This window comes from Xylanibacter brevis ATCC 19188, from assembly GCF_000621725.1.
In the GTDB taxonomy this organism is placed as follows: domain Bacteria; phylum Bacteroidota; class Bacteroidia; order Bacteroidales; family Bacteroidaceae; genus Prevotella; species Prevotella brevis.
This window is the reverse complement of the sequence record NZ_JHXM01000004.1, coordinates 13,217-38,837: the sequence shown is the minus strand read 5'-3', so window position 1 is coordinate 38,837 and position 25,621 is coordinate 13,217. Positions and strand designations below refer to the sequence as shown.

Here is a 25,621-nt window from a genome sequence, read left to right as displayed (position 1 = left end):
TAATGATGCACACACAGAACACACCACTGGTATGGCTATCCACTTTGTATTTTGCAAAGGGGATAGCCTATGTCATGGTGATGTTTCTGTCGCTCATTATGCTGAGGCAGATGGGACTGTCGAGTAGTGCCGCACTCAGCTGTGTGGCCTTGTTTCACATTCCCTGGGTCAGCAAGTTCTGGTGGAAGCCCTACGTGGTACGTCCCCAGCACTTCACGACGTGGATAGACATCTCCGAAATTTTTCTGGCCCTGTCGTTCGCTGCGCTGTCGTTCTTGATGACCTCTACCTGTCACACCGTTGCCATGCTGCTGTTGATAGCCTGGCTGACTGCCATTCATAACGTGGCCGTTGACGGCCTCTATCGTCAGGTGACACGCAACAATCATTTGCCCACCTTTGTGCGCGTGAAAGAACTGGCACGCAAGCTGGCTGTGATTGTGGGCCAGGGCGTGCTGGTGATGATGGTGGGCAATATGCAGGTGTTCTATCGTTACGACCGCTTCTACTCGTGGCAGGCTACATTCTATATTCTGGCAGGCCTGTTCCTGCTGTTTTGTATGTTGCACCACGCCATGCTCCCACGCCACTCGCATCATGCTGAAACCAACGTACACCGTTCGCTGCCTTCGCTACATGACATAGGAGCCCCGTTCCTGTTTCTCTATCCCTTTGCCGTGGGACTTCAGGCTAAGGTAGGCATCCTTTTCCTGCTCGATGCCCCCAGCAGTGGCGGACTGGGTCTGTCGCCCCAGGAGTTCGGCTTGGTCATGGGCACCGTAGGCATCACAGGCTTGACCATTGGTGGTATGATGGGCTTCAGAGTGTTGCGCCGCGATGGCCTCACACGTTGGCTGTGGCCCATGGCCCTGCTGATGGTGGTGCCCTGTGCCGTCTATGCGCTGATGGGCTATTGGGAACCCTCCTCTCTGCTCATCATCAGCCTCGGCGTGTTTCTCGAACAAACCACCTATGGCTTTGGCTTTGCCGCCTATCTCTGGGTGCTTCGCCACGTGTCCAATCGCGAGGTGGGCAAGTCGCTGATGGCCCTTTCACTCATGCTTTCATGTCTGCTCTCAGGTGTGCTCCAGTCGGCCGTGGGCTATTACTACACCTTCCTTGTAGCCCTCGTGGTGAGTGCAGTACCGCTCGTGTCCACCTGGGCAATTAGGAAAATCCCTACGTTGAAATAGGCATTTCTCTATTGCCAATTGAAAATAAAGATGTACTTTTGCCATAGATAAACCAAACAAAACATAAGTGTTATGAAGAAGATATACGCATATACCAAGATGATCATGGCGATGATGGCTGTGATGCTGGCTTTCACCAGTTGCGACGAAGACGCTGCTTTAGCTTACGACCTGGAGGGCGTATGGCAGGGCTCTATCGTTGGTGAGTATTATTCATATCGTGGTTATGCCACAGACGATGAATACGACACAGAGATTATGTTCGAACAGAATGGCTCGTGGATGAATGGTGGCTCAGGCTATGAAATAGACTATAACCACCACACGCGTCGCTATACCAAGGCCTACTTCACCTGGAGCGTGAAGCGCGGACGCATCCACATGCACTACGACGATGGCACGCACGTGGTGATACGCGACTTCGAAACCTACTGGTTGCATAACCGCATGCGCTTCCGTGGTTATTTCGACGATGCCGCCACGGGCAGACCGCTGGCATCCTTCAATTTGATAAAAGTGGTGTCGCCCGACGATTACTACGAAACATACTACAGCCGTCAGGCAAAAGACTTTAACGAAGAAGAGTAGGCCCTCTAGAGAGCCTACTCTTCTTGCTTTTCTATATCATCATTTCCATATTTCCTTGCCGGCTAGATGCCAAGTCCGCCTTGAAACGAGGCATCGATGGCTCGGCTTTGTTGTATGCGCGAATAGGGCGGCACATTGTTCGTCACCCAGATGTTACCACCAATCACCGAATCGTGGCCTATGGTGATGCGCCCCAGGATTGAGGCGTTTGAATAGACCGTGACATGATCTTCGATGATAGGGTGGCGCGGGATGTTCAGCATGTTGCCATTCTCATCATAGCGGAAGCTCTTTGCACCCAGTGTCACACCCTGATACAGCGTGACGTGGTTGCCGATGATGGCCGTCTCGCCAATCACCACACCAGTGCCGTGGTCAATGGCGAAGTACTCGCCAATCTCGGCACCTGGATGAATGTCGATACCCGTCTTCGAGTGAGCCTGTTCGGTGATGATGCGTGGTATCACGGGCACTTGCATCTTGTGCAGCACGTGAGCAATGCGATAGTGCGTCATGGTGTTCATCACCGGATAGCAATAGATCACCTCGCCATAGTTGGTGGCAGCGGGATCGCTTTGGAACATCGCCTCGACATCGGTGTAGAGAAGTCGCTTCACCTCGGGCAACTCGTCGATGAACTTCAGTGCCAGATCTTCGGCAGCCCGTAGCACGGCATCTTCCGTGCAGTCGCAATCCTCGCAGAACTGCATGCCGCGGGCTATCTGTCTTTTCAGCAGGGCGTACAGTTCGTCCATGCTCACGCCTATGTGGTAAGAGCGCATCTTCTCGTCGCTCTGGCGTTTGTGGAAGTAGTCGGTGAAGATGATATCCTTACACAGGCTCACAATGCGCCTTACCTCCTCTACGCTTGGCATCGGTGCCGAGCCCGCGGGCATCATGTCGCGCTCGCGGTCCGACAACTTCGACAGTTTGGCTACGTTTCTCTGTAGCACTTCGTTCAGTCCGTCCTGTTCCATCTATGTCTTTTTTTGTTATTTATTGTTTTTTTTATCGGAGGTGCGAGGTGCGAGGTGCGAGGTGCGAGGTCAGATTTGCTGGCGGAATTTTCTATTCTCGTACCTCGCACCTCGTACCTCGTACCTCGAATCTATCCTCGTCCCCTCGATATTACCTGATGAACAGCAACTCGCGGTACTTAGGCAGCGTCCAGAGTCCGTCTTCTACGATGAGCTCCAGCTTGTCCACCTCGTAGCGTATAGCCTCCATCTTGGGGCATACCGTGTCGTGGTAGGCAATGGCACGCTGGTGGATATCGTCGATGCGGTTGGCCACACGGCGCGCCTCGGTCAGGTCGTCAACGAGCTGTTCTATCTTCTCCGTGCGCTCGGCAATCTCCTCAATGAGTTTCATGTTGCGCGTTGACAGGCGTTGTGCGCGCTCGGCGTCGAACACCTCCTTCATGCCCTGCACGTTCTTAATCAGCTTCGACTGGTAGTGCGTGGCTACAGGTATGATGTGGTTCATGGCCAGGTCGCCCAGCACGCGCGCCTCTATCTGTACGGTCTTCACGTACATCTCCCATTTTACCTCGTTGCGGGCCTCCAGCTCCTTCTTGTTCATCACCTTGGTGCTCTCAAACATCTTGATGCTTGCCTCGTCCAGGTAGTGCTCGAAAATCACGGGGCATGACTTCTCTACGTCGAGTCCGCGTTTGGCAGCCTCTTTCACCCATTCCTCGCTGTATCCGTTGCCATCGAAGCGCACGGGCTTACACGTCTTCACATCGTCTTTCAGCACCTCTAGCAGCGCCTGAATCTTGTCTTCGCCCTTGGCAATCTTGGCATCCACGCGCTCCTTGAACGAAATCAGGGCCTCGGCCATGGCAGCGTTGAGCGCAATCATAGCGCTGGCACAGTTCACACTAGAACCAGGAGCACGGAACTCAAAGCGATTGCCTGTGAAGGCAAATGGCGATGTGCGGTTACGGTCGGTATTATCCACGATGAGGTCGGGAATCTGAGGAATGTCGATGACCATGCCCTGCTTTCCCTTCAGGTTGAAAAGTTCGTTGGTCTCTGATGTCTCAATGTGGTTCAGCAGTTCCGTGAGCTGCGTGCCCAGGAAGCTCGAAATGATGGCAGGAGGTGCCTCGTTGCCACCCAGACGGTGAGCATTGGTAGCACTCATGATCGAAGCCTTCAGCAGGCCATTGTGCTTATATACCGCCATCAGTGTCTCTACGATGAAGGTCACGAAACGCAGGTTCTCTTCTGGTGTCTTGCCAGGAGCATGCAGCAGCACCCCATTGTCGGCGCTGAGGCTCCAGTTGTTGTGCTTACCACTGCCATTGATGCCATCGAACGGCTTTTCGTGCAGCAGCACGCGGAAGCCATGCTTGCGTGCCACCTTCTTCATCAGCGACATCAGCAGCATGTTGTGGTCCACGGCCAGGTTGCACTCCTCAAAGATAGGAGCCAGCTCAAACTGGTTGGGTGCCACCTCGTTGTGGCGTGTCTTTACAGGGATAGCCAGTTCCAGCGACTGAATCTCCAGGTCCTTCATAAACGCCTGCACGCGGTCGGGTATCGTTCCAAAGTAGTGGTCGTCCATCTGCTGGTTCTTCGCACTCTCATGACCCATCAGCGTGCGCCCTGTCATCAGCAAGTCAGGGCGGGCCGAGTATAGACCCTCGTCCACCAAGAAGTACTCCTGTTCCCATCCCAGATTCACCTGCACCTTCTGCACGTCGTCATAGAAATACTGACACACATCCTTGGCAGCCTTGCCCACGGCATGCAATGCGCGCAGTAGCGGAGCCTTGTAGTCTAGTGCCTCGCCAGTATAGGCGATGAAGATGGTGGGGATACACAGCGTGTCGTCGATGATGAACACAGGGCTTGTTGGGTCCCATGCAGAGTAGCCGCGCGCCTCGAAAGTGTTGCGGATACCACCATTGGGGAACGAAGAGGCGTCGGGCTCCTGCTGTACCAGCAGCTTACCAGAGAATTTCTCCATCATGCCACCCTTGCCGTCGTGCTCCACAAAGGCATCGTGCTTCTCGGCGGTGCCCTCGGTCAGAGGCTGAAACCAGTGGGTGTAGTGAGTGCATCCCATCTCAATGGCCCACTGCTTCATGCCGGCAGCCACAGCATCGGCTATTGAGCGGTCCAGACGGGCCCCGTTGTCAATCACATCCACCAGCTTGTCGTAGATATCTTTTGGCAGGTATTTGTACATCTTCTCGCGATTGAACACATACTTGCCGAAATACTCTGACGGACGTTCGCTGGGTACTTCCACGTTGACGGCGCTCTTCTTGAACGCCTCTTCTACTACCTGAAATCTTAAATTATTTGTCATTGTCTTGTCTAATTTTGCCTGCAAAGGTACGAATAAGTGAGCAAAGAACAAAATAAAAAGACTCGCTTTTTATTTTTTCTTTCGAATGCAAGTACCTTGGACGCAGTCAGAGGTACGAATAAACGAGCGAAATGCAAGAAAAGCTCGCTTTTTATTTGTATTTCCGAACGATAGTACCTTCTTAAGACTCGTTCCACTCGAATAAGCGTCGCATAGCGCCGAGCGTGGCAAATCCCCTCCCATGTAGGGGAGGGGAGTTCAGCGGATGCTATATGCAATTTATAGAACATACCCCAAACGTACTATACGGTTGAATATCCAAAGGATTCCGTAGGCAAATCCCCTCCCATGTAGGGGAGGGGTTGGGGGTGGGGTCAGTATTGTTCTAACTGCTAATGGAGATACAGACCCCACCCCTGCCCCTCCCCTTGATGGGAGGGGAGTTCAGCGGAAGGGAGGGGTTCCTAATTCATACAACTTGCCACGCCGAGGCTAGTGGCGATCGCCGTAAGGATGGCGATAACAGTTTGTAACACAAACTTCCAAGTTTCTAGTTTCTTCATAGTATTATTCGGTTAATTTGGTTAATTCTTTGGAGCCGCCTGTCGGCGGGAAATTCTTCAAAATTTGATTCAAAATTAAACAGTATTATATATCCATTCGGCTCGTGAGGACAAAAAATAAATGAAAAACTTTGTTTTCAATTTTGAAAAATTTCCCTGCGAAGCAGGCTAAAACTCTCTGCAGGAGGGGCTGGGGGAGGCTCCTAATCTCTGAAACGCTTCACGATGTCGCCATAAGCCTCGATTCTGCGGTCGCGCAGGAAAGGCCACCAGCGGCGCACCTGTTCAGAGCGCTTCAGGTCCACCTCGACTACCGTCTCTACCTCTTCGTTGGTGGGCGCCTCGTAGAGCAGCTCGCCCTGTGGCCCAGCCACGAAGCTCGTGCCCCAGAAGGTTTGTTTGCTCTGGTCTTGGCCCCTCTCTTCTCCTACACGATTCACCGTGATGACGGGCAACCCGTTGGCCACGGCATGTCCGCGCTGCACCGTCTGCCACGCCATGCGTTGGCGTTCCTGCTCCTCGGGAGTGTCGTTCGGATCCCAGCCGATGGCAGTGGGGTATATCAGCATCTCAGCCCCCGCCAGCGCCATCAGTCGTGCAGCCTCGGGGTACCACTGATCCCAGCACACCAGCACGCCCAATCGGCCCAGAGAGGTGTCGATAGGCTTGAATCCCATGTCGCCAGGTGTGAAGTAGAACTTCTCGTAGTAGCCAGGGTCGTCGGGTATGTGCATCTTGCGGTATTTGCCCGCCACAGAACCGTCTTTCTCCAAGACCACGGCTGTGTTGTGATACAAGCCTGGTGCGCGGCGTTCAAACAACGAGGTCACGATGACCACCTGTAGCTCCTTGGCCAGTGCACCATAGAACTCGGTAGAGGGTCCAGGTATCGGTTCTGCCAGGTCAAACGTGTTTACGTCCTCCTCCTGACAGAAGTACAGCCCGTTGTGCAGTTCCTGCAGCACCACCAGCTCGGCACCCTCGCGTGCCACCTTTCTGATTTTCTCGGCCAGTCGCAGCTTGTTGCCTTCCACGTTGGCCGTGTTGTGTTGTTGTATGATTCCTATTTTCATATGCTCGTTGGGTCAGCTCCTTCAAGTGTACTATGGGTTTAATAATATTGCATTGTGCAGCAATGCAGCGAACCGTGCTGCCACACCACCGCCATACAGTCTATGCCCACCACCTCGCGGTCGGGGTACGCCTGGCTGATGATGCTCATTGCCTCGGCATCCAAATCCGGCTGGTTGTAGGTAGGCACCAGTACCGCCCCGTTAATCACCAAGTAGTTGGCATAGGTCGCAGGCAAGCGGTTGTGCTCCTCATCGAATACAGGGCGGGGCAGAGGCAACCTCAGCAGTCGGTAGGGCTTGCCCCCCATGGTACGCAGCCCTCTTAGTTCCTCTTCCATTAGTCTGAGGTCAGGGTGAGCATCGTCGCCGCCAGTATATACTATGGTGTCGTTAGGGCAGATGCGTACCAGCGTGTCGATGTGTCCGTCGGTGTCGTCGCCAATCAGACTGCCGTGGTTCAGCCACACCACGCGTTCCGCCCCCAACCATGCTTTCAGTCGCTCCTCTATCTCCTGTTGCGTCAGAGGCTGATTGCGGTGTGGCGCCATCAGACAGCAGCTGGTCGTAAACACCGTGCCCTGTCCGTCGCTCTCTATCGAGCCACCCTCCAGCACAAAGTCCAGATGCTGCTCGTAGGCACCTTTCACCAGTCCCTGATCATACAGGTGGCGGTTGATGGCATTGTCTCGCTCGGCCTCAAACTTCTCTCCCCAGCCATTAAACTGAAAATCGAGCAGCACCAGTTGCTGGTCCTCCTCGACGGTGATGAAGCCGTGGTCACGTGCCCACGTATCGTTAGAAGTGAAAGATGTGATGCTCGCATTTTCCATCTTGCCAAGCTCGGCGCTTAGCGATGCCGGAGCGACGATGAGCAATGCCTCGCGTTTAGCAATTTCGCGAGCCATATTTCTGTAGACAGCCGTGATATCTTGTAGGATAGGCGCCCAGTCCGTATCCCTGTGAGGCCATGTTAGTTGCACCATGCTTTGTGCCTCCCATTCGGCCAGCATCCGTCTCTTGTTAGTTTTCATGGTGCAAAGGTACAAAAAACGAGCGAAATGGAAAAGAAAAGCTCGCTTTTTATTTGTATTTCCGAACGATAGTACCTTCTTAAGACTCGTTCCACTCGAATAAGCGTCGCATAGCGCCGAGCGCGGCAAATCCCCTCCCATGTAGGGGAGGGGAGTTCAGCAGATGATATATGCAATTTATAGAACATACCCCAAAAAGGATTCTTTCGTACTATGCGGTTGAAAATCCAAGGACTCCGCAGCAAATCCCCTCCCATGTAGGGGAGGGGTCGTGGGTGGGGTCAGTGTTGTTCTAACTGCCAATGGAGATACAGACCCCACCCCTGCCCCTCCCCTTGGAAGGGAGGGGAGTTCAGCGGAAGGGAGGGGAGTGCCTACGTAGAAATCTGCGGAATATTGTTTAGTTACAGACCCCACCCCCAACCCCTCCCCTTGAAGGGAGGGGAGTTCAGCGGAAGGGAGGGGAGTTCAGCAGATGATATATGCAATTTATAGAACATACCCAAAACGTACTATGCGGTTGAAAATCCAAGGACTCCGTAAGCAAATCCCCTCCCATGTAGGGGAGGGGTTGGGGGTGGGGTCAGTGTTTTTGCATTTCACTCACTTAATCGTACCTTTGACTGCGTCTAAGGTACTATCGCTCGAAAGAAAAAAGAAAAAAACGGTTTTTTCTTTTGTTCTTTACTCGCTTAATCGTACCTTTGCACTAAACAATAGAAAGTGAACGAAAAATGGTGCTGGAACTGAACGAAACACTGATAGAAGGTGCCGAAAGGACGGTGTCGATGCTGGCTGAGGAGGGGCAGATGGTATGCCTGACCGGTGGCACGGCAGCATGCCGTACGGGACTGTTGCTGGCTATGATGGGCTTGAGGGCGGTGAAGAGTGGCTACGTGTGTATAGATGGCGAACCATTGTCGGCAGAGATGGCCGACGAGTTTAGGGCGCTGATGGCATATGCTCCCGATCGGTTGACGGCCGAGGGTGAGGTGAAGCGCTATGAACCGCCCACGGTACAAGAGGTGTTTGCGCTAAAGGCTAACCGTGAGTTGCCTATCTCTAATGGTATATTGGCCGAAGAGATGAAACGCACGGGGGCGGATGGCGAGAAGGCACGCCTGCTGGCTGTGGCGGTGCTGAGACACAAGCCCATTCTGCTGGTGGACAACCCTGCACCAGAGTGTGCCGGCTATTTGCGGCAACTGGCGCAGGAAGAGGGAAAGCTGGTGGTGGCTACAAGTGCAGAACAGGCCATCGTGGAAGCTGCCCATATCGTCGTGGAGTTATAACGTTTCTCACAGGAACGTCCTGAACATTTTCAAAACTTTAATAAGCTAAAAATAGAGAACAATGGAAATACAATCGAATATAGGCGTGGTGATGTTGCTCGTGCTACTGGCAGGGGCCGTAGCCGTGTTGGCATGGACGGACCATAAGTCGCTGTGGCGCGTGCTGAAGGCTTTTGCTTCGTTGACGCTGCAGATGATTGTGGTGGGCGGTGGCGCCTGGGTGGTGTATCACTACAACTCGATATGGATCAGCGTGCTGTGGCTGGTCGGCATGATGGCGTTGGCTGCGGGATGGTGTATGATGGAAGGCCGACTGAAACAGCGCAACATGATGTTGCCCGTGGCAGGCGCCGTGGTAGGCAGCACCATGCTGACAGGCGGCTTGCTGATGTGGTGCCTGAGTAGCAGGGCCATGGTCCCCGTGGTGGGCGTGCTGTTGTACTATCTGACAACGGCTGTGGTGCAGATGATGCAGACCTATGCCAGTAGCCTGAGACATACCACGGCACACAGGGCCTACCTGACGGCCAACGGTGCTACTAGACTGGAAACGCTGATGCCTAGCGTAAAGCGGGCTTTGAGGGCCTCGGTGATGGCACAGATAAAACAAATGGCACAGCCACTGGTGGTGGCTATGCCAACATTGTTTTGCGGTATGTTGCTGGGTGGTGCCCAGCCATTGGGCGCGGTAGCTGTCACGCTGCTACTGATGGCAGCGGCCTTTGTGGCCTCGGTGGTGGCTACATTGCTGTTCTTGACACTGGCTGAGCGCTTCTCGTCACTGGGCAAGTAAGAACGCCTTGAAGTCGGCAAAGTCCTTCGTCATGGGCACACTTTGCTTTTGTCCCTTCATGAAGGCTGCTAGACGTGCGGGTATCTCGACGTCGATGCCCAGTATCTCATCGACTTTCTCTTTAAACTTAGCTGGATGGGCTGTCTCGCAGAAGATGCCTATCTCGCCAGGCTTCAGTTGCTCTTCGAGGGCGCGATAGCCGCAGGCTCCGTGGGGGTCGAGGATATAGCCCGTCTCGCTGTAGCACTGGCGCATGGTCTCGCGTATCTGTTCGTCGCTATAGGTGGCACCGCTGATGAGCGAGGTGATGCGCTGGTGGGTCTCCTCGGGCGAGAGTTTGCCATTCTCGCTGTAGAGGTTGATGATGCGGGCGAAGTTTGAGGGGTCGCCTACGTCCATAGCGTTAGCCAGTGTCTGCTTAGAGGGCTTGGGGTTATACTGACCCGTCTGCAGGTAGTTGAAGAAGATATCGTTGGCATTGTTGGCAGCGATGAAGCGCTTCACGGGCATACCCATCTGATGACCAAACAATGCGGCGCAGATGTTGCCAAAGTTGCCAGAGGGCACGCAGATGGTGATGTCTGATGTCTGATGGCCGAGGGCTGAGAGTTGAGCTACTGCATTGAAATAGTAGAACGCCTGAGGCAGGAAACGTGCCACGTTGATAGAGTTGGCCGAGGTAAGTTTCATGTGGTTGTTGAGCTCGGCATCCATGAAGGCACTCTTGACCAAACGCTGACAGTCGTCGAAGACGCCATCCACCTCGATGGCGGTGATGTTTTGTCCCAAGGTGGTGAACTGGCATTCCTGGATGGGGCTTACCTTTCCCTTGGGATAGAGCACATACACGTGGATGCCTTCTACGCCCAAGAAACCATTGGCCACGGCAGAGCCGGTGTCGCCACTAGTGGCTACGAGCACGTTGACCGTCTCGTGGCGTCCTTCCTGCTTGATGAAGTATTGCAGCAGGCGTGCCATGAAGCGTGCACCCACATCTTTGAATGCCAGCGTAGGGCCATGAAAGAGTTCCAGCGAGTAGATGTTCTCTTTCACCTTGACGATGGGGCAGGGGAACTGCAAGGTGTCGTAAACCAAGTCTTGCAGACTGTCTAGATCCACATCGTCGCCAAAGAAGGCACTGGCCACGTTGTAGGCGATATCCTGAAACTTCATCTTCGGCATGTTGCTGAAGAATTCGGCTGGCAGCTTATCGATACGTTCGGGCATATACAGTCCGCGATCTTCTGCCAATCCCTTTACCACGGCCTTGTGAAGGTCGGCCATGGGAGCTTTTCCGTTCGTGCTATAGTATTTCATATATATCTATAATATTCAGTTTCTGTATTTTCTTTTCTGTTTTCCTCCTTATTTCTCCCTGATGATGTATCGCTGGTAGTAGGTCTGCAAGAGTGAGGTCATGGGCAGGGCGATGACCATGCCCAGCAAGCCCAGCAAGGCGCCCCATACAGACAGCGAGAGTAGGATGAGGGCAGGGTTGAGCCCTGTGACGCGCCCCATGATACGAGGCGTGAGAATAGTGTCTTGGATGGCCTGCACGATGGCAAAGACCAGCAGGGCCATGCCCAGCACCACCCAGAAATTTTGGCCTGTCTCGGCCGACTTAACGATGGCTAGCATGATGGTGGGGACGAAGCCTACCAGTTGGAGGTAGGGCACCATGTTGAGCAGGCCAATGAACATGCCCAAGGCGATAGCTAGGGGGAAGTCGATGATGAGGAAGCCGATGCTGAAGAGCACTCCCACACAGAAGGCCACCATGGCTTGTCCGCGGAAATAACGGTTCATGCCGGTCTCAAGGTCGGTGACCACCTGACGGGCTATCTTACGATATTTCAGGGGCAGCATCTTGACCCATCCTGTGGACATGCGTTCGTAGTCGAGAAGGATGAACAGCGTGTAGAGGCCTATCATGGTGAGCGAGAAAAGTCCCATCACCATATTGACAGACTGGCTGGCAAAGTCCCACAGACGCGGTACGGCAGCCTTCATCTCTGTGATGAATCCCTCTTGCGACACGATGGCCTTGATATTCTCTGCGCTGAGGTGCTCGTGGATGAACGTCTGTAGTGCATCGGGGATGTTGCTCAGCGTGGCATTGTTTTCTGCATAGCTGATAACGAGGTCCTTGATCTTGGCTGCTTCGTCGATGAAAGGCGGTACAATCAGGATGAAGCCACCCCACGCCACCAGTCCCACTGTGATGAAAGCGCAGATGATGCCTGCGATGCGATATTTCAAGCGCAACTTGAACTGGAAGAACTTGACCAGAGGCAGCAGCATGTAGGCTATGAACCACGCAATGAAAAACGGGGTGAGCACGCTGCTCAGACGGTTGAGCAACAGGTAGATGGCCACGCAGATGATGGCCCCCATGATGCCCCTGACAAAAGCGTCGAATGTGATGGTCTTGTGTTCCATACCTCTGGTTGTTTTTGAGTGATACTAAATGCTCATGAAGGTCTGCATAAACTCATTGAGGCGCAGCAGACCATAACTGCCTGCGACGCACGATTCCTCGTCGTAGTACTCGACGTCGTCGGGCTCTATACCTTTATAATATATGAGGAAAGGCACTGGCTCGTTGACGTGGATGCGTTGTTCTACAGGGGTGGGGTGATCTGGTAACACGGCGATGCACACGGGCTCGTCCATCAGTTCTGTGGCCTCGATGATGGGCTTTATGAGTCGTTGGTCGAGATAGTCGATGGCTTTGAGCTTCAGCTCGAGGTCGCCATCATGTCCTGCCTCGTCGGTGGCCTCTACATGTACGAACACGAAGTCGTCGGTTTGTAGGGCATCGATGGCTGCCTGCGCCTTACCCTCGTAGTTAGTGTCGGCAAGTCCTGTGGCTCCAGGCACCTTGATGATGCGAAGACCAGCATATTTGCCAATGCCCTGAATCAAATCGACAGCCGAGATAACGGAGCCCGACTTAATCTGTGGGTACAGTTGCATCAGCGTCTGCATAGAGGGACGATAGCCTCCACTCCAAGGCCAGATACTGTTGGCCTGACGTTCTCCACGTGCAGCCTTGTCGAGGTTGTATGGGTGCTGGGAGAGTAGTTCTTGAGAGCGCAGGATGAGGTCGCGGAGAAGGGAAGCCGTGAGACCCGCCCCCAGCCCCTCCCTGTGAGGGCGGGGAGTGGTTACCTTTTTCGTTTCTTCATTGTCTTGAGAGTAATTACTCCCCTCCCTCTCAGGGAGGGGCTGGGGGGTGAGTCTGCGCCACTCCTCATTCGGATGATCGTGTGGCGGTGCACAAGTGATGTATTTGCTACCACCCTTGATGACGAGCAGGTGGCGATACTGGATGCCACAAATGAACTTCACAAGCTCGTAACCCGCCTTGTCGTTGATAGGCTTTGCCAAGTGCTCGTTCAGATAGTCAATCAGCACACGGGCATCCTCTGTCTGCAGGTTGCCACCGTTGTGAGTGATAATCTTACCTTCCTCCACGGTGATGATGTTGCAACGCAGGGCCAGGTCATCGGGCTGCATCTCGTAACCAATAGATGCCGCCTCCAGGGGGCCGCGGCCCTCGTACACCTGGTTCAGGTCGTAGCCTAGGATGGCCGTGTTGGCCACCTCAGAACCAGGTTGGAAACCCTCAGGTATCGTGATCAGACGGCCCGTGCGTCCAGCCTTAGCCAGACGGTTCATATATTCAGGTCTGGCATACTGCAGCAACGTCTTGTTGCCAAGTCGTTCCACCTTGTGGTCGGCCATTCCATCGCCCAAAATGATGAGATGTTTCATAATCAGATGTTTGCTATTGACATAACATTTGCGAAAACGCCTGCTGCCGTAACGCCGGCGCCAGCACCATAGCCCTGGATAAGCATGGGATACTCTTTATAGCGCTCGGTGGTGAGCAGCACGATGTTGTTCGACCCCTCAAGTCCGTAGAACGGATGGCGCGGACCTACTGCCTCCAACGATACAGACGTCTTGAACACGGGCTGCTTGCCGTTGGTGGTTGTAGGATTGGTTTCCATTTTGGCCACAAATCGCCAGCGCTTCTGCTCCTTGTCCAGTTCTTGACGGCGCGCTTCGAAGTCGGCATCGAGCGTAGGCAGGTTCTTCCAGAACTCGTCGAGTGTGCCCTCGAAGAAGCTGTCGGGCATGAATAGGTGCTTTTCAACATCCTCTTGCTCTACCTTATAACCAGCTTCGCGCGTCAGAATGACAAGCTTGCGGATCACGTCTTTGCCGCAAAGGTCGATACGTGGGTCGGGTTCTGAATAGCCTTTCTCTTTGGCCTGTCGTACAGTCTCGGAGAAGGGGGTGTCTTTAGATATGGTGTTGAAGATAAAGTTTAGTGTGCCACTGAGTACTGCCTCGATACGCAGTATCTTGTCGCCAGAGTTAAGCAGGTCGTTGATGGTACCAATGATAGGCAATCCAGCGCCTACGTTGGTCTCAAAGAGGAACTTCACGCCTCGTTTCAAGGCTGTCTGCTTCAGCTTGGCATAATTGTCGTAGGCTGACGAAGCCGCAATCTTGTTGGCTGTAACCACCGATATGTTGTGGTCAAGAAAATCCTGATAGAGGCTTGCCACTTGTTCAGAGGCCGTACAATCTACGAACACCGAATTAAAGATGTTCATACCAATAACCTCCTGCTTTAGTTTGCTGATGTCGCTATCCTGCAGCTGTTCGCGGTAGTTGCTCAGGTCAATACCGTCGCGATTGAATACTGCTTTCTTAGACGATGCGATGCCCACCACGTTGAGTTTCAGTTGGCGCGTCTCCTTCAAAGTGTCGTATTGCGAACGAATCTGCTCGATGAGGTTGCCTCCCACGGTACCGATGCCACAGATGAAGAGGTTGAGCACCTTGTATTCCGACAGGAAGAACGAGTCGTGCAATACGTTGAGTGACTTGCGCAGATACTGTCCGTCGACTACAAACGAGATGTTGGTCTCGGAAGCTCCCTGGGCACAGGCAATCACGCTGATACCAGAACGCCCCAACGTGCCAAACAACTTACCGGCGATGCCTGGTGTATGCTTCATATTCTCGCCCACGATAGCGATGGTGGCTAGGCCACTCTCTGCATGCATGGGGAACATGGCACCTGTCTCAATTTCTTTAGCGAACTCCTGGTTCAGCACTTCTACGGCTTGTGCGGCATCCTCGTCGCGAACACCAATAGAGGTAGAGTTCTCTGACGAGGCCTGCGATACCATGAAGACGGATATACCATTCTCTGCCAATGTGGAGAAAATGCGACGGTTGACACCAATAACGCCCACCATCGAAAGACCCGTCACCGTGATTAGCGTGGTACCACTGATTGACGAGATACCCTTAATGGGCTTCGAGTCGTTCTCAATCTTCTGCTTGATAAGGGTGCCAGGATGACTGGGATTGAAGGTATTCTTGACCTTAATTGGTATGTTCTTGACACACACAGGATAGATGGTGGGAGGATAAACCACCTTAGCGCCAAAGTTACACAGCTCCATAGCCTCGACATACGACAGCTCGTTGATGGTGTAGGCTGTCTTGATGACACGCGGGTCGGCAGTCATGAAGCCATCTACGTCGGTCCAGATCTCGAGCACTTCGGCATCGAGCGCTGCAGCAATGATGGCTGCCGTATAGTCAGAACCACCACGTCCGAGGTTGGTTGTCTCGTTGGTGTCGCGGTCGCGGGCAATAAAGCCTGGCACTACGGCCACGGTGCTGCTGTCGGCAACATTGCAAATCGGTGCGAAGGCATCTTTCACCAGGAGATTGGTCAACTCGGCATCAAGAACATGCTTGCCCTGTTTCTTCACCGTGCGAATAAAGTCGCGGCTGTTCATGCGGCGACCACCGCGAATCAGGCTAGCCACGATATGACTGCTTAGGCGTTCGCCATAGCTCACGATGGTGGCTTCGGTCTTTGGACTGAGGTCATGAATCAGGTAAACACCATAATATATGGATTTCAGTTCTTCGAAAAGCGAGTTGATGATGTCTGTCAGTTGCTGATGCTTTTCCTGTTCTTTGAAAAGCGTGTCAATCATGTCCAGGTGGCGCATGCGCATGCTGTTGAACTCGGTCTTCCATGACTCGTCGCCTGCCAAAGCTATTTTGGAGGTAGCAATAAGACGGTCTGTGATGCCGCCGAGGGCGCTGACTACTACAATAACGGGTGTCTTCTCGGCCTCGACGATACGTTTTAAACTGAGGATGCTATCTACGGAACCTACGCTGGTGCCGCCAAACTTCAGTACTTTCATTGATTTAGTTTTTATATTACAAGGTGCAAAGGTAAGTAAAAAATGTGAAATACCGACGATGATAGAATATTTTTTTTGTACCTTTGCACTTGAAATGATAAACGAATACCAATTACGCGTGTTGCCGCAAGTGGCAGCCGACGGGGCGGTGCTCCGTAAATATATTGCTGAAGAACAGGGACTGGCCATCAGCACTGTGAAGGCTGTGCGTGTGTTGAAACGTTCGATAGACGCTCGTCAACGTACCATTTTCGTGAACTTGAAGGTGCGTGTGTACGTGAACGAGCTGCCTACTGACGATGAATACGAGCATGTGGACTACCATGATGTGAGTGGACGTCCGCAGGTGATTGTGGTGGGCGCTGGTCCTGGCGGACTTTTTGCTGCCCTCCGACTCGTTGAACTGGGCTATCGCCCTGTGGTGCTGGAGCGAGGCAAGGATGTGCATGAGCGCAAGAAGGATCTTGCCAACATCTCACGCACCCAACAGGTGGACGGGGAGAGTAACTATTGTTTTGGCGAAGGTGGCGCAGGCGCTTATTCAGATGGTAAGCTCTATACACGTTCGAAAAAGCGTGGCAATACAGAGAAGATTCTGCGCGTGTTCTGTCAGCATGGTGCTTCGACCAATATCCTGGCCGATGCTCATCCGCACATTGGTACGGACCGACTGCCTCAGGTCATCGAGGCGATGCGCAACACAATCATCCGTTGTGGTGGTGAGGTGCACTTTCAGACAAAGATGACGCGCCTGATCACCGAGAATGGTAAGGTCATAGGGTGCGAAGCAGTCTCTACGGATGCTTCTCACGTTTCTCCACTCATGACGACCTTCACCGGTCCTGTCATTCTGGCTACAGGCCACTCGGCACGTGATGTGTATCGCTATTTGGCAGAAGCCAATATCCAGATTGAGGCCAAAGGTATTGCCGTGGGTGTGCGATTGGAACATCCGTCACAGTTGATAGACCAGATTCAGTATCACCGCAAAGAGGGCAGGGGACAATGGTTACCTGCTGCAGAATACTCGTTTGTGACACAGGTGGAGGGACGTGGCGTCTATTCGTTCTGTATGTGCCCAGGTGGTTTTGTGATTCCTGCTGCCACCGGCCCAGAGCAGATTGTGGTCAATGGTATGAGTCCAGCGAGTCGAGGTACCCAATGGAGCAATTCAGGTATGGTAGTGGAGGTTCGCCCTGAAGACATAACTAGTGAGAAGGCGTCTCCGCTTGCCATGATGCATTTCCAAGAACAATTGGAGAGGATGTGCTGGCAACAGGGAAATATGAGACAGACGGCACCTGCACAACGTATGGCAGACTTCGTCAATGGCCGACTGAGCAGCGATCTGCCTAAAAGCTCGTATGCACCAGGACTGATAGCTTCGCCGCTGCATTTCTGGTTGCCGAAGTCTATATCTTCGCGTCTGCAGCAGGGCTTCAAGACATTCGGACGTCAGGCGCATGGCTTCTTGACCAACGAGGCGGTGATGATTGCCGTGGAGACACGAACATCGTCGCCTGTACGTATTGTTCGCGATGCCGAGACATTGCAACATGTTCAGGTAGAGGGTCTTTTCCCTTGTGGCGAAGGAGCCGGCTATGCTGGGGGCATCGTGTCGGCAGGTGTGGATGGCGAACGATGCGCAGAGATGTGTGCCCTCTATATGGAAAAAATTGTGTAAAGAAGCTTGGTGATTTCATTTTTATTCCGTATCTTTGCTCACAGATAGTAATTAACCCTGTAAATCTATACGTTTATGAACAAGGAGGAAAAATTTGTTATCACCATCAGTCGCCAGTTTGGTACCGGTGGACACGAGATTGGAGCAGAGTTGGCACGCCGTCTTGACGTGAAGTTACTGGATAAACAGATATTGAACGAGGTGGCTCGCAGATTTTGCGCAGTAGAAAATGCCGTTGAGAATATCGAGGCTCGAAACCCATTGTGGCGTGATGACTTTACGCAGTTCTATCGTTCGTATATGGCGGGGGCTGAGTATAGCGGACAAGAGCACGATCAAACCTCGCGGCAGCTGTTTGAAGCGCAGGCAGAAGTGATAAGGAAGATTGCAGCACAGGAGTCGTGCGTCATCGTAGGACGATGTGGCTTCCACATCTTCCGCAATCACCCGAATGCCCTGAAGATATTCATTCATGCCGATGATGATTGCAGGAAGCAGCGCATAGGCAGGAAGTATGATATCTCTGAGAGCGATGCTGCTGCCATGATAGTGGACAATGACTATAGTCGTGAGCTTTACACGAAGACCTATACGGGCAGCGACTGGCAGGATGCACGCAACTATGACATAGCGCTCAATGTGCGTAACTTTGGCGTGAATGGCGCCGTGGACTTCCTGATGACATGCCTCAGTCCCCTAAGTTAGGGGGATGGGGGTCTGAACGGAAGTAATAATGAATAAAAGTAATGACTTGGGTTGGGTGGTCGTTCAGACCCCCAACCCCCTAACTTAGGGGGTATATGGCATTTGGTAAGTGGATAGGCGGCTATCTGGGATGGAGCGCCTTTGGTCCCATGGGGGCCTTGATAGGATTTGCAATAGGTGCTGTTTTCGATGCAGTGACCAGTGGTGCGGAAGGACAAGGAACATCGTCCTTCCGCCTCACTGATGAGCAAACGCGTGAAGGTGATCGTAACAGCTTCTTCATATCGATGTTGGTTCTGGCTGCTTATATCGTCAGGGCCGATGGTAAGATTATGCATTCAGAGATGGAGCTGGTGAGAGGCATGCTTCGCCAGAACTTTGGTGAAGAAGCAGCTCGGGAAGGTGACAACCTGATGCGTCAGCTCTTTGAAGAACAAAAGCGCATAGGTGACCAAGCCTATAAGCAGAACATCCGACAGGCTTGTATGCAGGTAGCTACTCATGTGGATTACTCAGGACGTTTGCAATTGCTCAACTTCCTGGTGATGATAGCACAGGCCGATGGGCGCGTGGATGGTTCGGAGATTGTAGCCTTGAAAGAGGTAGCCCAATGGTTGCAGATGTCGCCACAAGTGGTTGACTCGATGTTGCATCTTGAAGGCGACTCGCTGGAGGATGCCTACAAGGTGTTGGGCGTCAGTCCGAACGTCAGCGATGCTGAGCTGAAAAAGGCTTATCGTAAGTTGGCCTTGGAACATCACCCTGACCGAGTGGCGGCACTGGGCGATGATGTGCGTCGTGCAGCAGAGAAAAAGTTCCAGGAGATAAATGCTGCAAAGGATCGTATCTGGAAGGCGAGAGGACTTTGAGAACTGAGAATTGAGAACTGAGAATTGAGAACTGAGAGGTGAAACAGCCTGCTATTATTGTTCCTGAAGGGTGTACGGAAGTGCTGCTGCATGCTTGTTGTGCACCTTGTTCGTCGGCCATTGTTGAGTGGCTGATGAGTAATGGTGTACGCCCCACCATCTTTTATTTTAACCCAAACATTTGGCCGCGCGAGGAGTACGAGATCCGAAAACAGGAGAGTAAGCGACATGCAGAGGGCTTGGGATTGAAGTGGATTGATGGCGACTATGATCATGCGGCGTGGCGTTGTGGCGTGCAGGGCTTGGAGAATGAGCCGGAACGCGGTGGGCGCTGCGAACAATGTTTCACGTTGCGATTGACCAGAACGGCTGAAAAGGCACGCGAATTGGGATTTCGTTTTTTCGCCACGACATTGGCTTCTAGTAGGTGGAAGAGTCTGGAACAGATAGAACACGCCGGACAAAAAGCTATGGCGCTAGTGCCTGGCACAGAGTTTTGGGCACAGAACTGGCGCAAGGGTGGTTTGCAGGAACGTCGCAACCAACTGCTCAGAGAGAATCAATTCTACAACCAGCAATACTGTGGATGCGAGTTCTCAGCTCGAAACGGAGCCAACACGAAACCACTCCTGCGTGCACAGATGCGTGAAGCCAAACGCCAGCACCAGTCACAACTGGACAAGATGTCTGGCGAGGTTGTAGAACGTTTGATGCCACTGGTAGCCAACAGCTCTCATATTCTGGCCTATTGGCCTTTACCAGACGAAGTGGATATCCGGCCATTGGTAAACCTATTGTTTTCCGATGGAAAAGTGGTTGTTTTGCCTAGGGTAACAGGCGATATCACAATGGAATTGCGCCGCTATCAGTCTCCCGATGATTTGAAGGAAGGGGCCTATCATATCATGGAACCAGTGGGCGAATTGTTTACCGGCTATGACAAGATTGATACCGTTCTCGTTCCTGGTATGGCTTTCGATGCCGCAGGTCACCGTCTTGGACGCGGCAAAGGTTATTATGATCGGTTCTTGCCACAATTGTCTCATGCCAGAAAGATTGGCGTCTGTTTTCCCTTTCAGCGCGTAGCTGAGGTGCCAACAGACGAACACGACGTGATGGTGGATGAGGTTGTGTGATAAAAAACGAGACTCTGAATTTGTGAGTCTCGTTTTTTTGTTGTACCTTTGCACCACAATAATTGCAATTATAACATATGTTCGAAAATTTAAGCGAGCGACTGGAACGGTCGTTCAAAATACTGAAAGGTGAAGGGAAAATCACCGAGATTAATGTTGCCGAGACTTTGAAGGATGTACGTCGTGCGCTGTTGGATGCCGACGTAAACTATAAGGTAGCCAAGCAGTTCACCGACACGGTGAAGCAGAAAGCAATGGGTATGAATGTGCTTACAGCCATCAAACCTAGTCAGCTGATGGTGAAAATCGTTCACGATGAGTTGACAGAACTCATGGGTGGCAAAGCTGCAGAGCTGAACCTAGAAGGTCGTCCTGCCATCATCCTGATGTCTGGTCTTCAGGGTTCTGGTAAGACCACCTTCACAGGTAAACTGGCTAAGATGCTGAAGGAGCGTCAGCACAAGAAGCCCTTGTTGGTGGCTTGCGACGTGTATCGTCCTGCTGCTATCGACCAGTTGAAGGTGGTGGCTGAAACCGTTGGCGTGGATGTCTATACCGAGGAAGGCAATAAGAATGTTGTAGAAATAGCTCAGAATGCTATTCGCAAAGCAAAGCAAGAAAGTTATAATGTAGTCATCGTCGATACCGCCGGTCGTCTGGCTGTGGACGAGGAGATGATGACTGAGATATCGAACCTGAAGCAAGCTGTCAATCCCGATGAGACCCTCTTTGTGGTTGACTCGATGACTGGTCAGGATGCTGTTAACACCGCTAAGGAGTTCAACGATCGTCTTGACTTTGATGGTGTCGTGCTGACAAAGCTGGATGGTGATACCCGTGGTGGTGCTGCATTGAGTATCCGCACCGTGGTGAACAAGCCTATCAAGTTTGTGGGTACGGGCGAGAAGATGGAAGCTATCGACGTGTTCCATCCTGCTCGTATGGCCGACCGAATCCTGGGTATGGGTGACGTCGTGTCGCTGGTTGAGCGCGCACAACAGCAGTTCAACGAGGAGGAAGCTAAGCGTCTGGAGAAGAAGATCAGAAAGAATAAGTTCGACTTCGACGACTTCATGGGACAGATTCAGCAGATCAAGAAGATGGGTAACATCAAGGAGTTGGCTGGAATGATTCCGGGCATCGGCAAGGCAATTAAGGATGTTGATATCGACGATAACGCTTTCAAGAGCATAGAAGCCATCATTCAGTCGATGACGCCGAAAGAGCGTCAGAACCCTGATATCATCAACCAGAGCCGCAAGTTGCGTATTGCCAAGGGCTCGGGCACGAAGATAGAGGATGTGAACCGACTGATGAAACAATTCGACCAAACTCGCAAGATGATGAAGATGGTGACGGGTATGGACCGCTCAAGAATGGCGCAGATGGCTGCGGCAATGAAGAATATGAAAGGCGGTATGCCTAAGTTTTGATAAACCAATTGTCTTATAGGCCCCATCGTGGGCCTATAAGAGTTTATAGACCAATATAATATGCAACTAATAGACGGAAAAGCAACAGCGGCTGCCATCAAGGCAGAAATCGCAGAAGAGGTGAAGAACATAGTGGCCAATGGTGGCAAACAGCCCCATCTGGCAGCTGTGCTGGTGGGTCACGACGGTGGTTCAGAGACCTATGTAAAGAATAAGGTACTCGCGTGTGAGGCCTGTGGTTTCAAATCGACCCTTATTCGATATGAAGACAATATTACGGAGGAAGAGCTTCTGGCTTGTGTTGATAAGCTGAACAAGGACGATGATGTAGATGGATTTATCGTTCAGTTGCCCTTGCCAAAGCATATCGATGAACAGAAGATCATTGAGGCTATCGATTACCGCAAGGACGTAGATGGCTTCCATCCCATCAACGTAGGACGTATGGCCATCGGTCTTCCTTGTTTCATCTCAGCCACCCCTCTGGGCATTATCACGCTGTTGAAACGCTACGGCATTGAGACCTCTGGTAAGAAGTGTGTCATCCTAGGTAGAAGCAATATCGTAGGCAAGCCCATGGCTCAGCTTATGATGCAGAAACAATACGGCGACTCTACGGTGACCGTATGCCACTCACGCTCTAAAACGTTGAAGGAGGAATGTCGTGCAGCCGATATCATCATTGCAGCCATCGGTAGTCCTGAATTTGTGACAGCCGACATGGTGAAAGAGGGTGCAGTCATCGTCGATGTGGGTACAACCCGCGTGCCTGATGCAACCCGTAAGAGCGGTTTCCGACTGACTGGCGATGTGAAGTTCGACGAGGTAGCTCCTAAGTGTTCTTTCATCACACCAGTTCCTGGCGGCGTAGGTCCTATGACGATTTGCTCGCTAATGAAGAATACTTTGGCTGCTGGAAAGAAAGAGTATTATCGCTAATTGAACGCAGAAAGTTTGAATTTTGAAAGATAAGAATATGTGTTTAGGTACTGCCCAGGAGTGGTACGAACAAGGTAACGCCTTCCGCAAGGAATCAAAATGGCACGATGCCATCAATTGTTATATTCGAGCTATAGAGCTTGACCCCGACAGCCCTGCTGTCGAGGCCAAGCGTATGCTTGATGATATCTTGGCCTATTATTGCAAGGATATGTATAATCCGTAGATAGTTTTTTTAATCTTCACCTAATAATAACTTAAACTTACCTAATTAGCCTATGAAAAAATTACTAGTACTGACTTGGATGATGTTTGCTCTTCTTACAGTTATGGGCGCACCAATAACACCTGAGCAAGCGAGACAAAAAGCGGCAAAGTTTCTGAGTGCAAAGGGGAAGACGATTCGTCGGACACCTGCACGTGTGTCAAAAATGATAGCCAACCAGGCAGACGCCTCTTCGTTCTACGTATTTAATGCTCAGAACGATGATGGCTTTGTGATTATCTCTGGCGATGATGCGACAGACGAGGTGCTGGGCTTTGCCGATCAGGGCACTTTCCAAGAGGAAGCATTGCCCGTAAATTTCGTTGACTGGTTGAAACAGTTGGATGCTCAGATGACAATGATTCGTTTGGGCAAGGTAAAAGCTGCTCCGTGGAAAAACATTGAGGCGCATGCAGATGTGGCACAGTTGCTGACAACGAAGTGGAACCAAGGGGCTCCTTATAATAATGAGTGTCCGTTGGATGAAGGGCAGCGAAGTGTGACTGGTTGTGTGGCAACTGCTATTGCTCAGGTGATGAACTATCACCAGTGGCCTAAGAATGCTACAGGAACTCTGTCTGAATATACCACGTCTAAAAAAAGTATCTATGTACCTGCATTACCTTCTACTACTTTCGACTGGGATAAGATGATTGATGACTACTCTAAAGGATATACGGCAGATCAGGCTAGTGCGGTGGCAAAACTGATGCGTTATTGTGGCCAGGCTTCGTTGATGGACTATACAAACAATGAGTCGTCTGCAAGCTATTCTAATGCTGTTCCTGTCTTGATAAATGCAATGGGCTACGACAAGGATATGCGCCATATCTTTGCTGATAGTTATGAGATGGAAGAGTGGGAGAGAAAGGTTTATCAAGAGTTGACAACAAATGGACCAGTTGCCTATGCTGGTAATTCTGGGGTAAGCGGACATGCCTTTGTAGTTGATGGTTATCGTGGCAGCGACAGAATGTATCATGTGAACTGGGGATGGGGTGGCTATTGCGATGGCTTCTATAAACTGTTTGTGATGAATCCTTCTAACACTGGTATCGGTGGTGGAAACAGCACAGCGGGCTATCGCTTGTACCAGGAAATGATATGTGGCTTTAAGCCAGAGAATGGGGTGGACGAATCTGCATTGTTGCAGGTGAAGCCTTGTCTTTATGCCTCTAATGAGAAAATTGCAGTCACGCAACAGGATGGAAAACGTGCAGTAACTTTCTATATGACGAATAAGTCAGAGATGACGAAGAACTATGATATTGCACTTGTAGAAATAAACAAAGACCAAACTCTGACCATACTTAGTCAGGGCAACGGAGAATTTGTATCGGGCGGCTTTTATTGGTATTATTGGACCTTGGATGATTGGCTGCGTGATAGCTTTCAAGGAAATACGTTGAAGTTTTCCTTTGCAAGTAAATTGCCTGATGGTAAAGAGTGGTCGCTTTTCGCAGATGCCGATACTTATATAGAGGCTTCGGTGAGCGTCGATGGTGTGGTGGAATATCGCGTGAATAAATCAAAAGAGGCTCCTGTAGATATTGTGGTGAGCGATCTTGCTTATGTTGGCAGCAAAAAACAGTTTGATCAACAGTTGTTGACGTTCACTGTAGGACAGTGCCCCCACGACTTTAGAGGGTATCTTTATCTCTTTGCAGGCAATGAGACTAGTGGTTATACGTGCATGAATCAAGTCTATGTGGCTTTGATGGCTGGCGACGAGCAACAGCTGTCAATTGATTTTGTACCCACACTGGTAGGTGATACTCAGCTGAAATTAACGACCGATAGTCAGGGTGAAAATACAGTAGCTACTTATAACGTTACCATTGCTGAGGGTACTCAGGAAAATAACTACTATCTGATAGGTGATATTAATAACTGGAGTACTACCGATAAAAGCTATCCTTTCGTGTTGACGGAAGATAGTGTGACGTGGCGCATCATGTTCTCTGTACCTAAGCAGCGCGATATGTTCCTGAAGGTGGCTCCAGCTTCCGCTTATGATAATCAGGAATCGTTTTGGAGTCGCTTGTGGTGTGTAGAGAACGATGGATCTACGGAGTCAAAAGGAAAACTTGTTGTAGGCGATAAAGGCGCTATAAAAATTACAGGATCTAACGAAGATAGACAATATGTGATGCGCATAGTGCCTAGCCAGATGACCTACGAAATGGAAGAAGTTGACCCAACGGGTATCCAGTCGATGGATATGTATCATGGTTCTGTTGCGACAATATATGCTCTCAGCGGACACAAAATAAAGGAGGTGAAAGCTTCTGAATTGAATGCTGCTTTGCAACAGATGCCAAATGGTATATACATAGTGAGAAATGATAATAAATGCATAATTATTCGCAACCGCTGATTGCTGCAGAACGTTTGAAATAGACTGAAGTAAAGTAGCTCTAAGAAAATTAGCCGAAAGTTTGGTGCTTTCGGCTTTTTTGCATATCTTTGCAGACCAAATTCAGGG

21 protein-coding genes are annotated in these 25,621 nt (G+C 51.4%); 12 read left to right on the top strand and 9 right to left on the bottom strand.

What is annotated here, in order from left to right; translation table 11 throughout:
* Nucleotides 1-2: 2 nt before the first annotated feature.
* Both T433_RS0103085 and T433_RS0103080 read left to right on the top strand, forming a co-directional pair.
* Nucleotides 3-1,193: an MFS transporter gene (locus tag T433_RS0103085; RefSeq protein WP_155808315.1), complete on the top strand. Its 1,191-nt coding sequence runs from the start codon at nucleotides 3-5 to the stop codon at nucleotides 1,191-1,193.
* A gap of 72 nt (nucleotides 1,194-1,265) precedes the next feature.
* Nucleotides 1,266-1,781 carry a hypothetical protein gene (locus T433_RS0103080; protein ID WP_027454808.1) on the top strand — a complete coding sequence of 172 codons (516 nt, stop codon included), beginning with the start codon at nucleotides 1,266-1,268 and terminating at the stop codon, nucleotides 1,779-1,781.
* A 62-nt stretch (nucleotides 1,782-1,843) separates the two neighbouring features.
* On the opposite strand, the gene epsC is transcribed toward T433_RS0103080, so the two are convergent.
* The 5 genes from epsC to T433_RS0103060 form a co-directional block, all read right to left on the bottom strand.
* The gene (gene epsC, locus T433_RS0103075) at nucleotides 1,844-2,758 is read right to left on the bottom strand and encodes a serine O-acetyltransferase EpsC (RefSeq protein WP_027449515.1); all 915 of its coding nucleotides are present in this window, start codon (nucleotides 2,756-2,758) and stop codon (nucleotides 1,844-1,846) included.
* A 151-nt stretch (nucleotides 2,759-2,909) separates the two neighbouring features.
* A complete protein-coding gene (locus T433_RS0103070) occupies nucleotides 2,910-5,102 on the bottom strand; it encodes a glutamine synthetase III family protein (RefSeq protein WP_027454807.1) in 2,193 nt (730 codons plus the stop codon).
* Nucleotides 5,103-5,566: 464 nt separating this feature from the next.
* The gene (locus tag T433_RS16385; RefSeq protein WP_155808313.1) at nucleotides 5,567-5,665 is read right to left on the bottom strand and encodes a smalltalk protein; all 99 of its coding nucleotides are present in this window, start codon (nucleotides 5,663-5,665) and stop codon (nucleotides 5,567-5,569) included.
* A 203-nt stretch (nucleotides 5,666-5,868) separates the two neighbouring features.
* Nucleotides 5,869-6,738 (bottom strand): carbon-nitrogen hydrolase, encoded by an 870-nt coding sequence (locus T433_RS0103065; RefSeq protein WP_027454806.1) that lies wholly within the window; start codon nucleotides 6,736-6,738, stop codon nucleotides 5,869-5,871.
* A gap of 38 nt (nucleotides 6,739-6,776) precedes the next feature.
* Nucleotides 6,777-7,769 (bottom strand): agmatine deiminase family protein, encoded by a 993-nt coding sequence (locus T433_RS0103060; protein WP_027454805.1) that lies wholly within the window; start codon nucleotides 7,767-7,769, stop codon nucleotides 6,777-6,779.
* Nucleotides 7,770-8,503: 734 nt separating this feature from the next.
* On the opposite strand from T433_RS0103060, the gene T433_RS0103055 reads away from it, so the two are divergent.
* Both T433_RS0103055 and T433_RS0103050 read left to right on the top strand, forming a co-directional pair.
* On the top strand, nucleotides 8,504-9,061 hold the full coding sequence (locus T433_RS0103055; protein ID WP_027454804.1) for an ATP-binding cassette domain-containing protein: 558 nt from the start codon (nucleotides 8,504-8,506) through the stop codon (nucleotides 9,059-9,061).
* A gap of 61 nt (nucleotides 9,062-9,122) precedes the next feature.
* Nucleotides 9,123-9,854, top strand: coding sequence for an ABC transporter permease (locus tag T433_RS0103050; RefSeq protein ID WP_027454803.1), 732 nt, complete (start codon nucleotides 9,123-9,125; stop codon nucleotides 9,852-9,854).
* Here T433_RS0103050 and thrC read toward each other — a convergent pair.
* The 4 genes from thrC to thrA are packed head-to-tail and all read right to left on the bottom strand — an operon-like array spanning nucleotide 9,840 to nucleotide 16,105.
* Nucleotides 9,840-11,171 (bottom strand): threonine synthase, encoded by a 1,332-nt coding sequence (thrC, locus tag T433_RS0103045; RefSeq protein ID WP_027454802.1) that lies wholly within the window; start codon nucleotides 11,169-11,171, stop codon nucleotides 9,840-9,842. The genes T433_RS0103050 and thrC overlap by 15 nt on opposite strands.
* A 48-nt stretch (nucleotides 11,172-11,219) precedes the next feature.
* On the bottom strand, nucleotides 11,220-12,293 hold the full coding sequence (locus T433_RS0103040; protein ID WP_027449506.1) for an AI-2E family transporter: 1,074 nt from the start codon (nucleotides 12,291-12,293) through the stop codon (nucleotides 11,220-11,222).
* Between the two features lie 24 nt (nucleotides 12,294-12,317).
* The gene (locus tag T433_RS0103035; protein ID WP_027454801.1) at nucleotides 12,318-13,631 is read right to left on the bottom strand and encodes a cofactor-independent phosphoglycerate mutase; all 1,314 of its coding nucleotides are present in this window, start codon (nucleotides 13,629-13,631) and stop codon (nucleotides 12,318-12,320) included.
* 2 nt (nucleotides 13,632-13,633) lie between these two features.
* Entirely contained in the window at nucleotides 13,634-16,105 is a 2,472-nt protein-coding gene (gene thrA, locus T433_RS0103030) for a bifunctional aspartate kinase/homoserine dehydrogenase I (RefSeq protein ID WP_027454800.1), read from the bottom strand.
* A gap of 94 nt (nucleotides 16,106-16,199) precedes the next feature.
* On the opposite strand from thrA, the gene T433_RS0103025 reads away from it, so the two are divergent.
* The 8 genes from T433_RS0103025 (at nucleotide 16,200) to T433_RS15780 (ending at nucleotide 25,513) form a co-directional block, all read left to right on the top strand.
* On the top strand, nucleotides 16,200-17,789 hold the full coding sequence (locus tag T433_RS0103025) for an NAD(P)/FAD-dependent oxidoreductase (protein WP_027454799.1): 1,590 nt from the start codon (nucleotides 16,200-16,202) through the stop codon (nucleotides 17,787-17,789).
* Between the two features lie 75 nt (nucleotides 17,790-17,864).
* The gene (locus T433_RS0103020) at nucleotides 17,865-18,494 is read left to right on the top strand and encodes a cytidylate kinase-like family protein (protein WP_027454798.1); all 630 of its coding nucleotides are present in this window, start codon (nucleotides 17,865-17,867) and stop codon (nucleotides 18,492-18,494) included.
* Between the two features lie 95 nt (nucleotides 18,495-18,589).
* Nucleotides 18,590-19,363 carry a DnaJ domain-containing protein gene (locus T433_RS0103015; RefSeq protein ID WP_027454797.1) on the top strand — a complete coding sequence of 258 codons (774 nt, stop codon included), beginning with the start codon at nucleotides 18,590-18,592 and terminating at the stop codon, nucleotides 19,361-19,363.
* A 38-nt stretch (nucleotides 19,364-19,401) separates the two neighbouring features.
* The gene (locus T433_RS16995) at nucleotides 19,402-20,499 is read left to right on the top strand and encodes a 5-formyltetrahydrofolate cyclo-ligase (protein WP_081778338.1); all 1,098 of its coding nucleotides are present in this window, start codon (nucleotides 19,402-19,404) and stop codon (nucleotides 20,497-20,499) included.
* Between the two features lie 77 nt (nucleotides 20,500-20,576).
* A complete protein-coding gene (ffh, locus tag T433_RS0103005) occupies nucleotides 20,577-21,932 on the top strand; it encodes a signal recognition particle protein (protein WP_027454796.1) in 1,356 nt (451 codons plus the stop codon).
* Nucleotides 21,933-21,992: 60 nt separating this feature from the next.
* The gene (folD, locus tag T433_RS0103000; protein ID WP_027449499.1) at nucleotides 21,993-22,871 is read left to right on the top strand and encodes a bifunctional methylenetetrahydrofolate dehydrogenase/methenyltetrahydrofolate cyclohydrolase FolD; all 879 of its coding nucleotides are present in this window, start codon (nucleotides 21,993-21,995) and stop codon (nucleotides 22,869-22,871) included.
* 37 nt (nucleotides 22,872-22,908) lie between these two features.
* Entirely contained in the window at nucleotides 22,909-23,097 is a 189-nt protein-coding gene (locus T433_RS0102995) for a tetratricopeptide repeat protein (RefSeq protein WP_044109133.1), read from the top strand.
* Nucleotides 23,098-23,149: 52 nt separating this feature from the next.
* Entirely contained in the window at nucleotides 23,150-25,513 is a 2,364-nt protein-coding gene (locus tag T433_RS15780) for a C10 family peptidase (RefSeq protein ID WP_081778337.1), read from the top strand.
* Nucleotides 25,514-25,621: the final 108 nt, after the last annotated feature.

Excerpts from the sequence above, each read along its gene's own strand:
- T433_RS0103050 (WP_027454803.1), top strand. The coding sequence starts at position 9,123 with ATGGAAATACAATCGAATATAGGCGTGGTGATGTTGCTCGTGCTACTG.
- T433_RS0103070 (WP_027454807.1), bottom strand. The coding sequence starts at position 5,102 with ATGACAAATAATTTAAGATTTCAGGTAGTAGAAGAGGCGTTCAAGAAG.
- T433_RS0103025 (WP_027454799.1), top strand. The coding sequence starts at position 16,200 with ATGATAAACGAATACCAATTACGCGTGTTGCCGCAAGTGGCAGCCGAC.
- T433_RS0103035 (WP_027454801.1), bottom strand. The coding sequence starts at position 13,631 with ATGAAACATCTCATCATTTTGGGCGATGGAATGGCCGACCACAAGGTG.
- epsC (WP_027449515.1), bottom strand. The coding sequence starts at position 2,758 with ATGGAACAGGACGGACTGAACGAAGTGCTACAGAGAAACGTAGCCAAA.
- thrC (WP_027454802.1), bottom strand. The coding sequence starts at position 11,171 with ATGAAATACTATAGCACGAACGGAAAAGCTCCCATGGCCGACCTTCAC.
- T433_RS0103040 (WP_027449506.1), bottom strand. The coding sequence starts at position 12,293 with ATGGAACACAAGACCATCACATTCGACGCTTTTGTCAGGGGCATCATG.
- T433_RS0103085 (WP_155808315.1), top strand. The coding sequence starts at position 3 with ATGATGCACACACAGAACACACCACTGGTATGGCTATCCACTTTGTAT.
- folD (WP_027449499.1), top strand. The coding sequence starts at position 21,993 with ATGCAACTAATAGACGGAAAAGCAACAGCGGCTGCCATCAAGGCAGAA.
- ffh (WP_027454796.1), top strand. The coding sequence starts at position 20,577 with ATGTTCGAAAATTTAAGCGAGCGACTGGAACGGTCGTTCAAAATACTG.
- T433_RS16385 (WP_155808313.1), bottom strand. The coding sequence starts at position 5,665 with ATGAAGAAACTAGAAACTTGGAAGTTTGTGTTACAAACTGTTATCGCC.
- T433_RS0103080 (WP_027454808.1), top strand. The coding sequence starts at position 1,266 with ATGAAGAAGATATACGCATATACCAAGATGATCATGGCGATGATGGCT.
- T433_RS0103015 (WP_027454797.1), top strand. The coding sequence starts at position 18,590 with ATGGCATTTGGTAAGTGGATAGGCGGCTATCTGGGATGGAGCGCCTTT.
- T433_RS0103060 (WP_027454805.1), bottom strand. The coding sequence starts at position 7,769 with ATGAAAACTAACAAGAGACGGATGCTGGCCGAATGGGAGGCACAAAGC.
- T433_RS0103020 (WP_027454798.1), top strand. The coding sequence starts at position 17,865 with ATGAACAAGGAGGAAAAATTTGTTATCACCATCAGTCGCCAGTTTGGT.
- thrA (WP_027454800.1), bottom strand. The coding sequence starts at position 16,105 with ATGAAAGTACTGAAGTTTGGCGGCACCAGCGTAGGTTCCGTAGATAGC.
- T433_RS15780 (WP_081778337.1), top strand. The coding sequence starts at position 23,150 with ATGAAAAAATTACTAGTACTGACTTGGATGATGTTTGCTCTTCTTACA.
- T433_RS0102995 (WP_044109133.1), top strand. The coding sequence starts at position 22,909 with ATGTGTTTAGGTACTGCCCAGGAGTGGTACGAACAAGGTAACGCCTTC.
- T433_RS0103055 (WP_027454804.1), top strand. The coding sequence starts at position 8,504 with ATGGTGCTGGAACTGAACGAAACACTGATAGAAGGTGCCGAAAGGACG.
- T433_RS0103065 (WP_027454806.1), bottom strand. The coding sequence starts at position 6,738 with ATGAAAATAGGAATCATACAACAACACAACACGGCCAACGTGGAAGGC.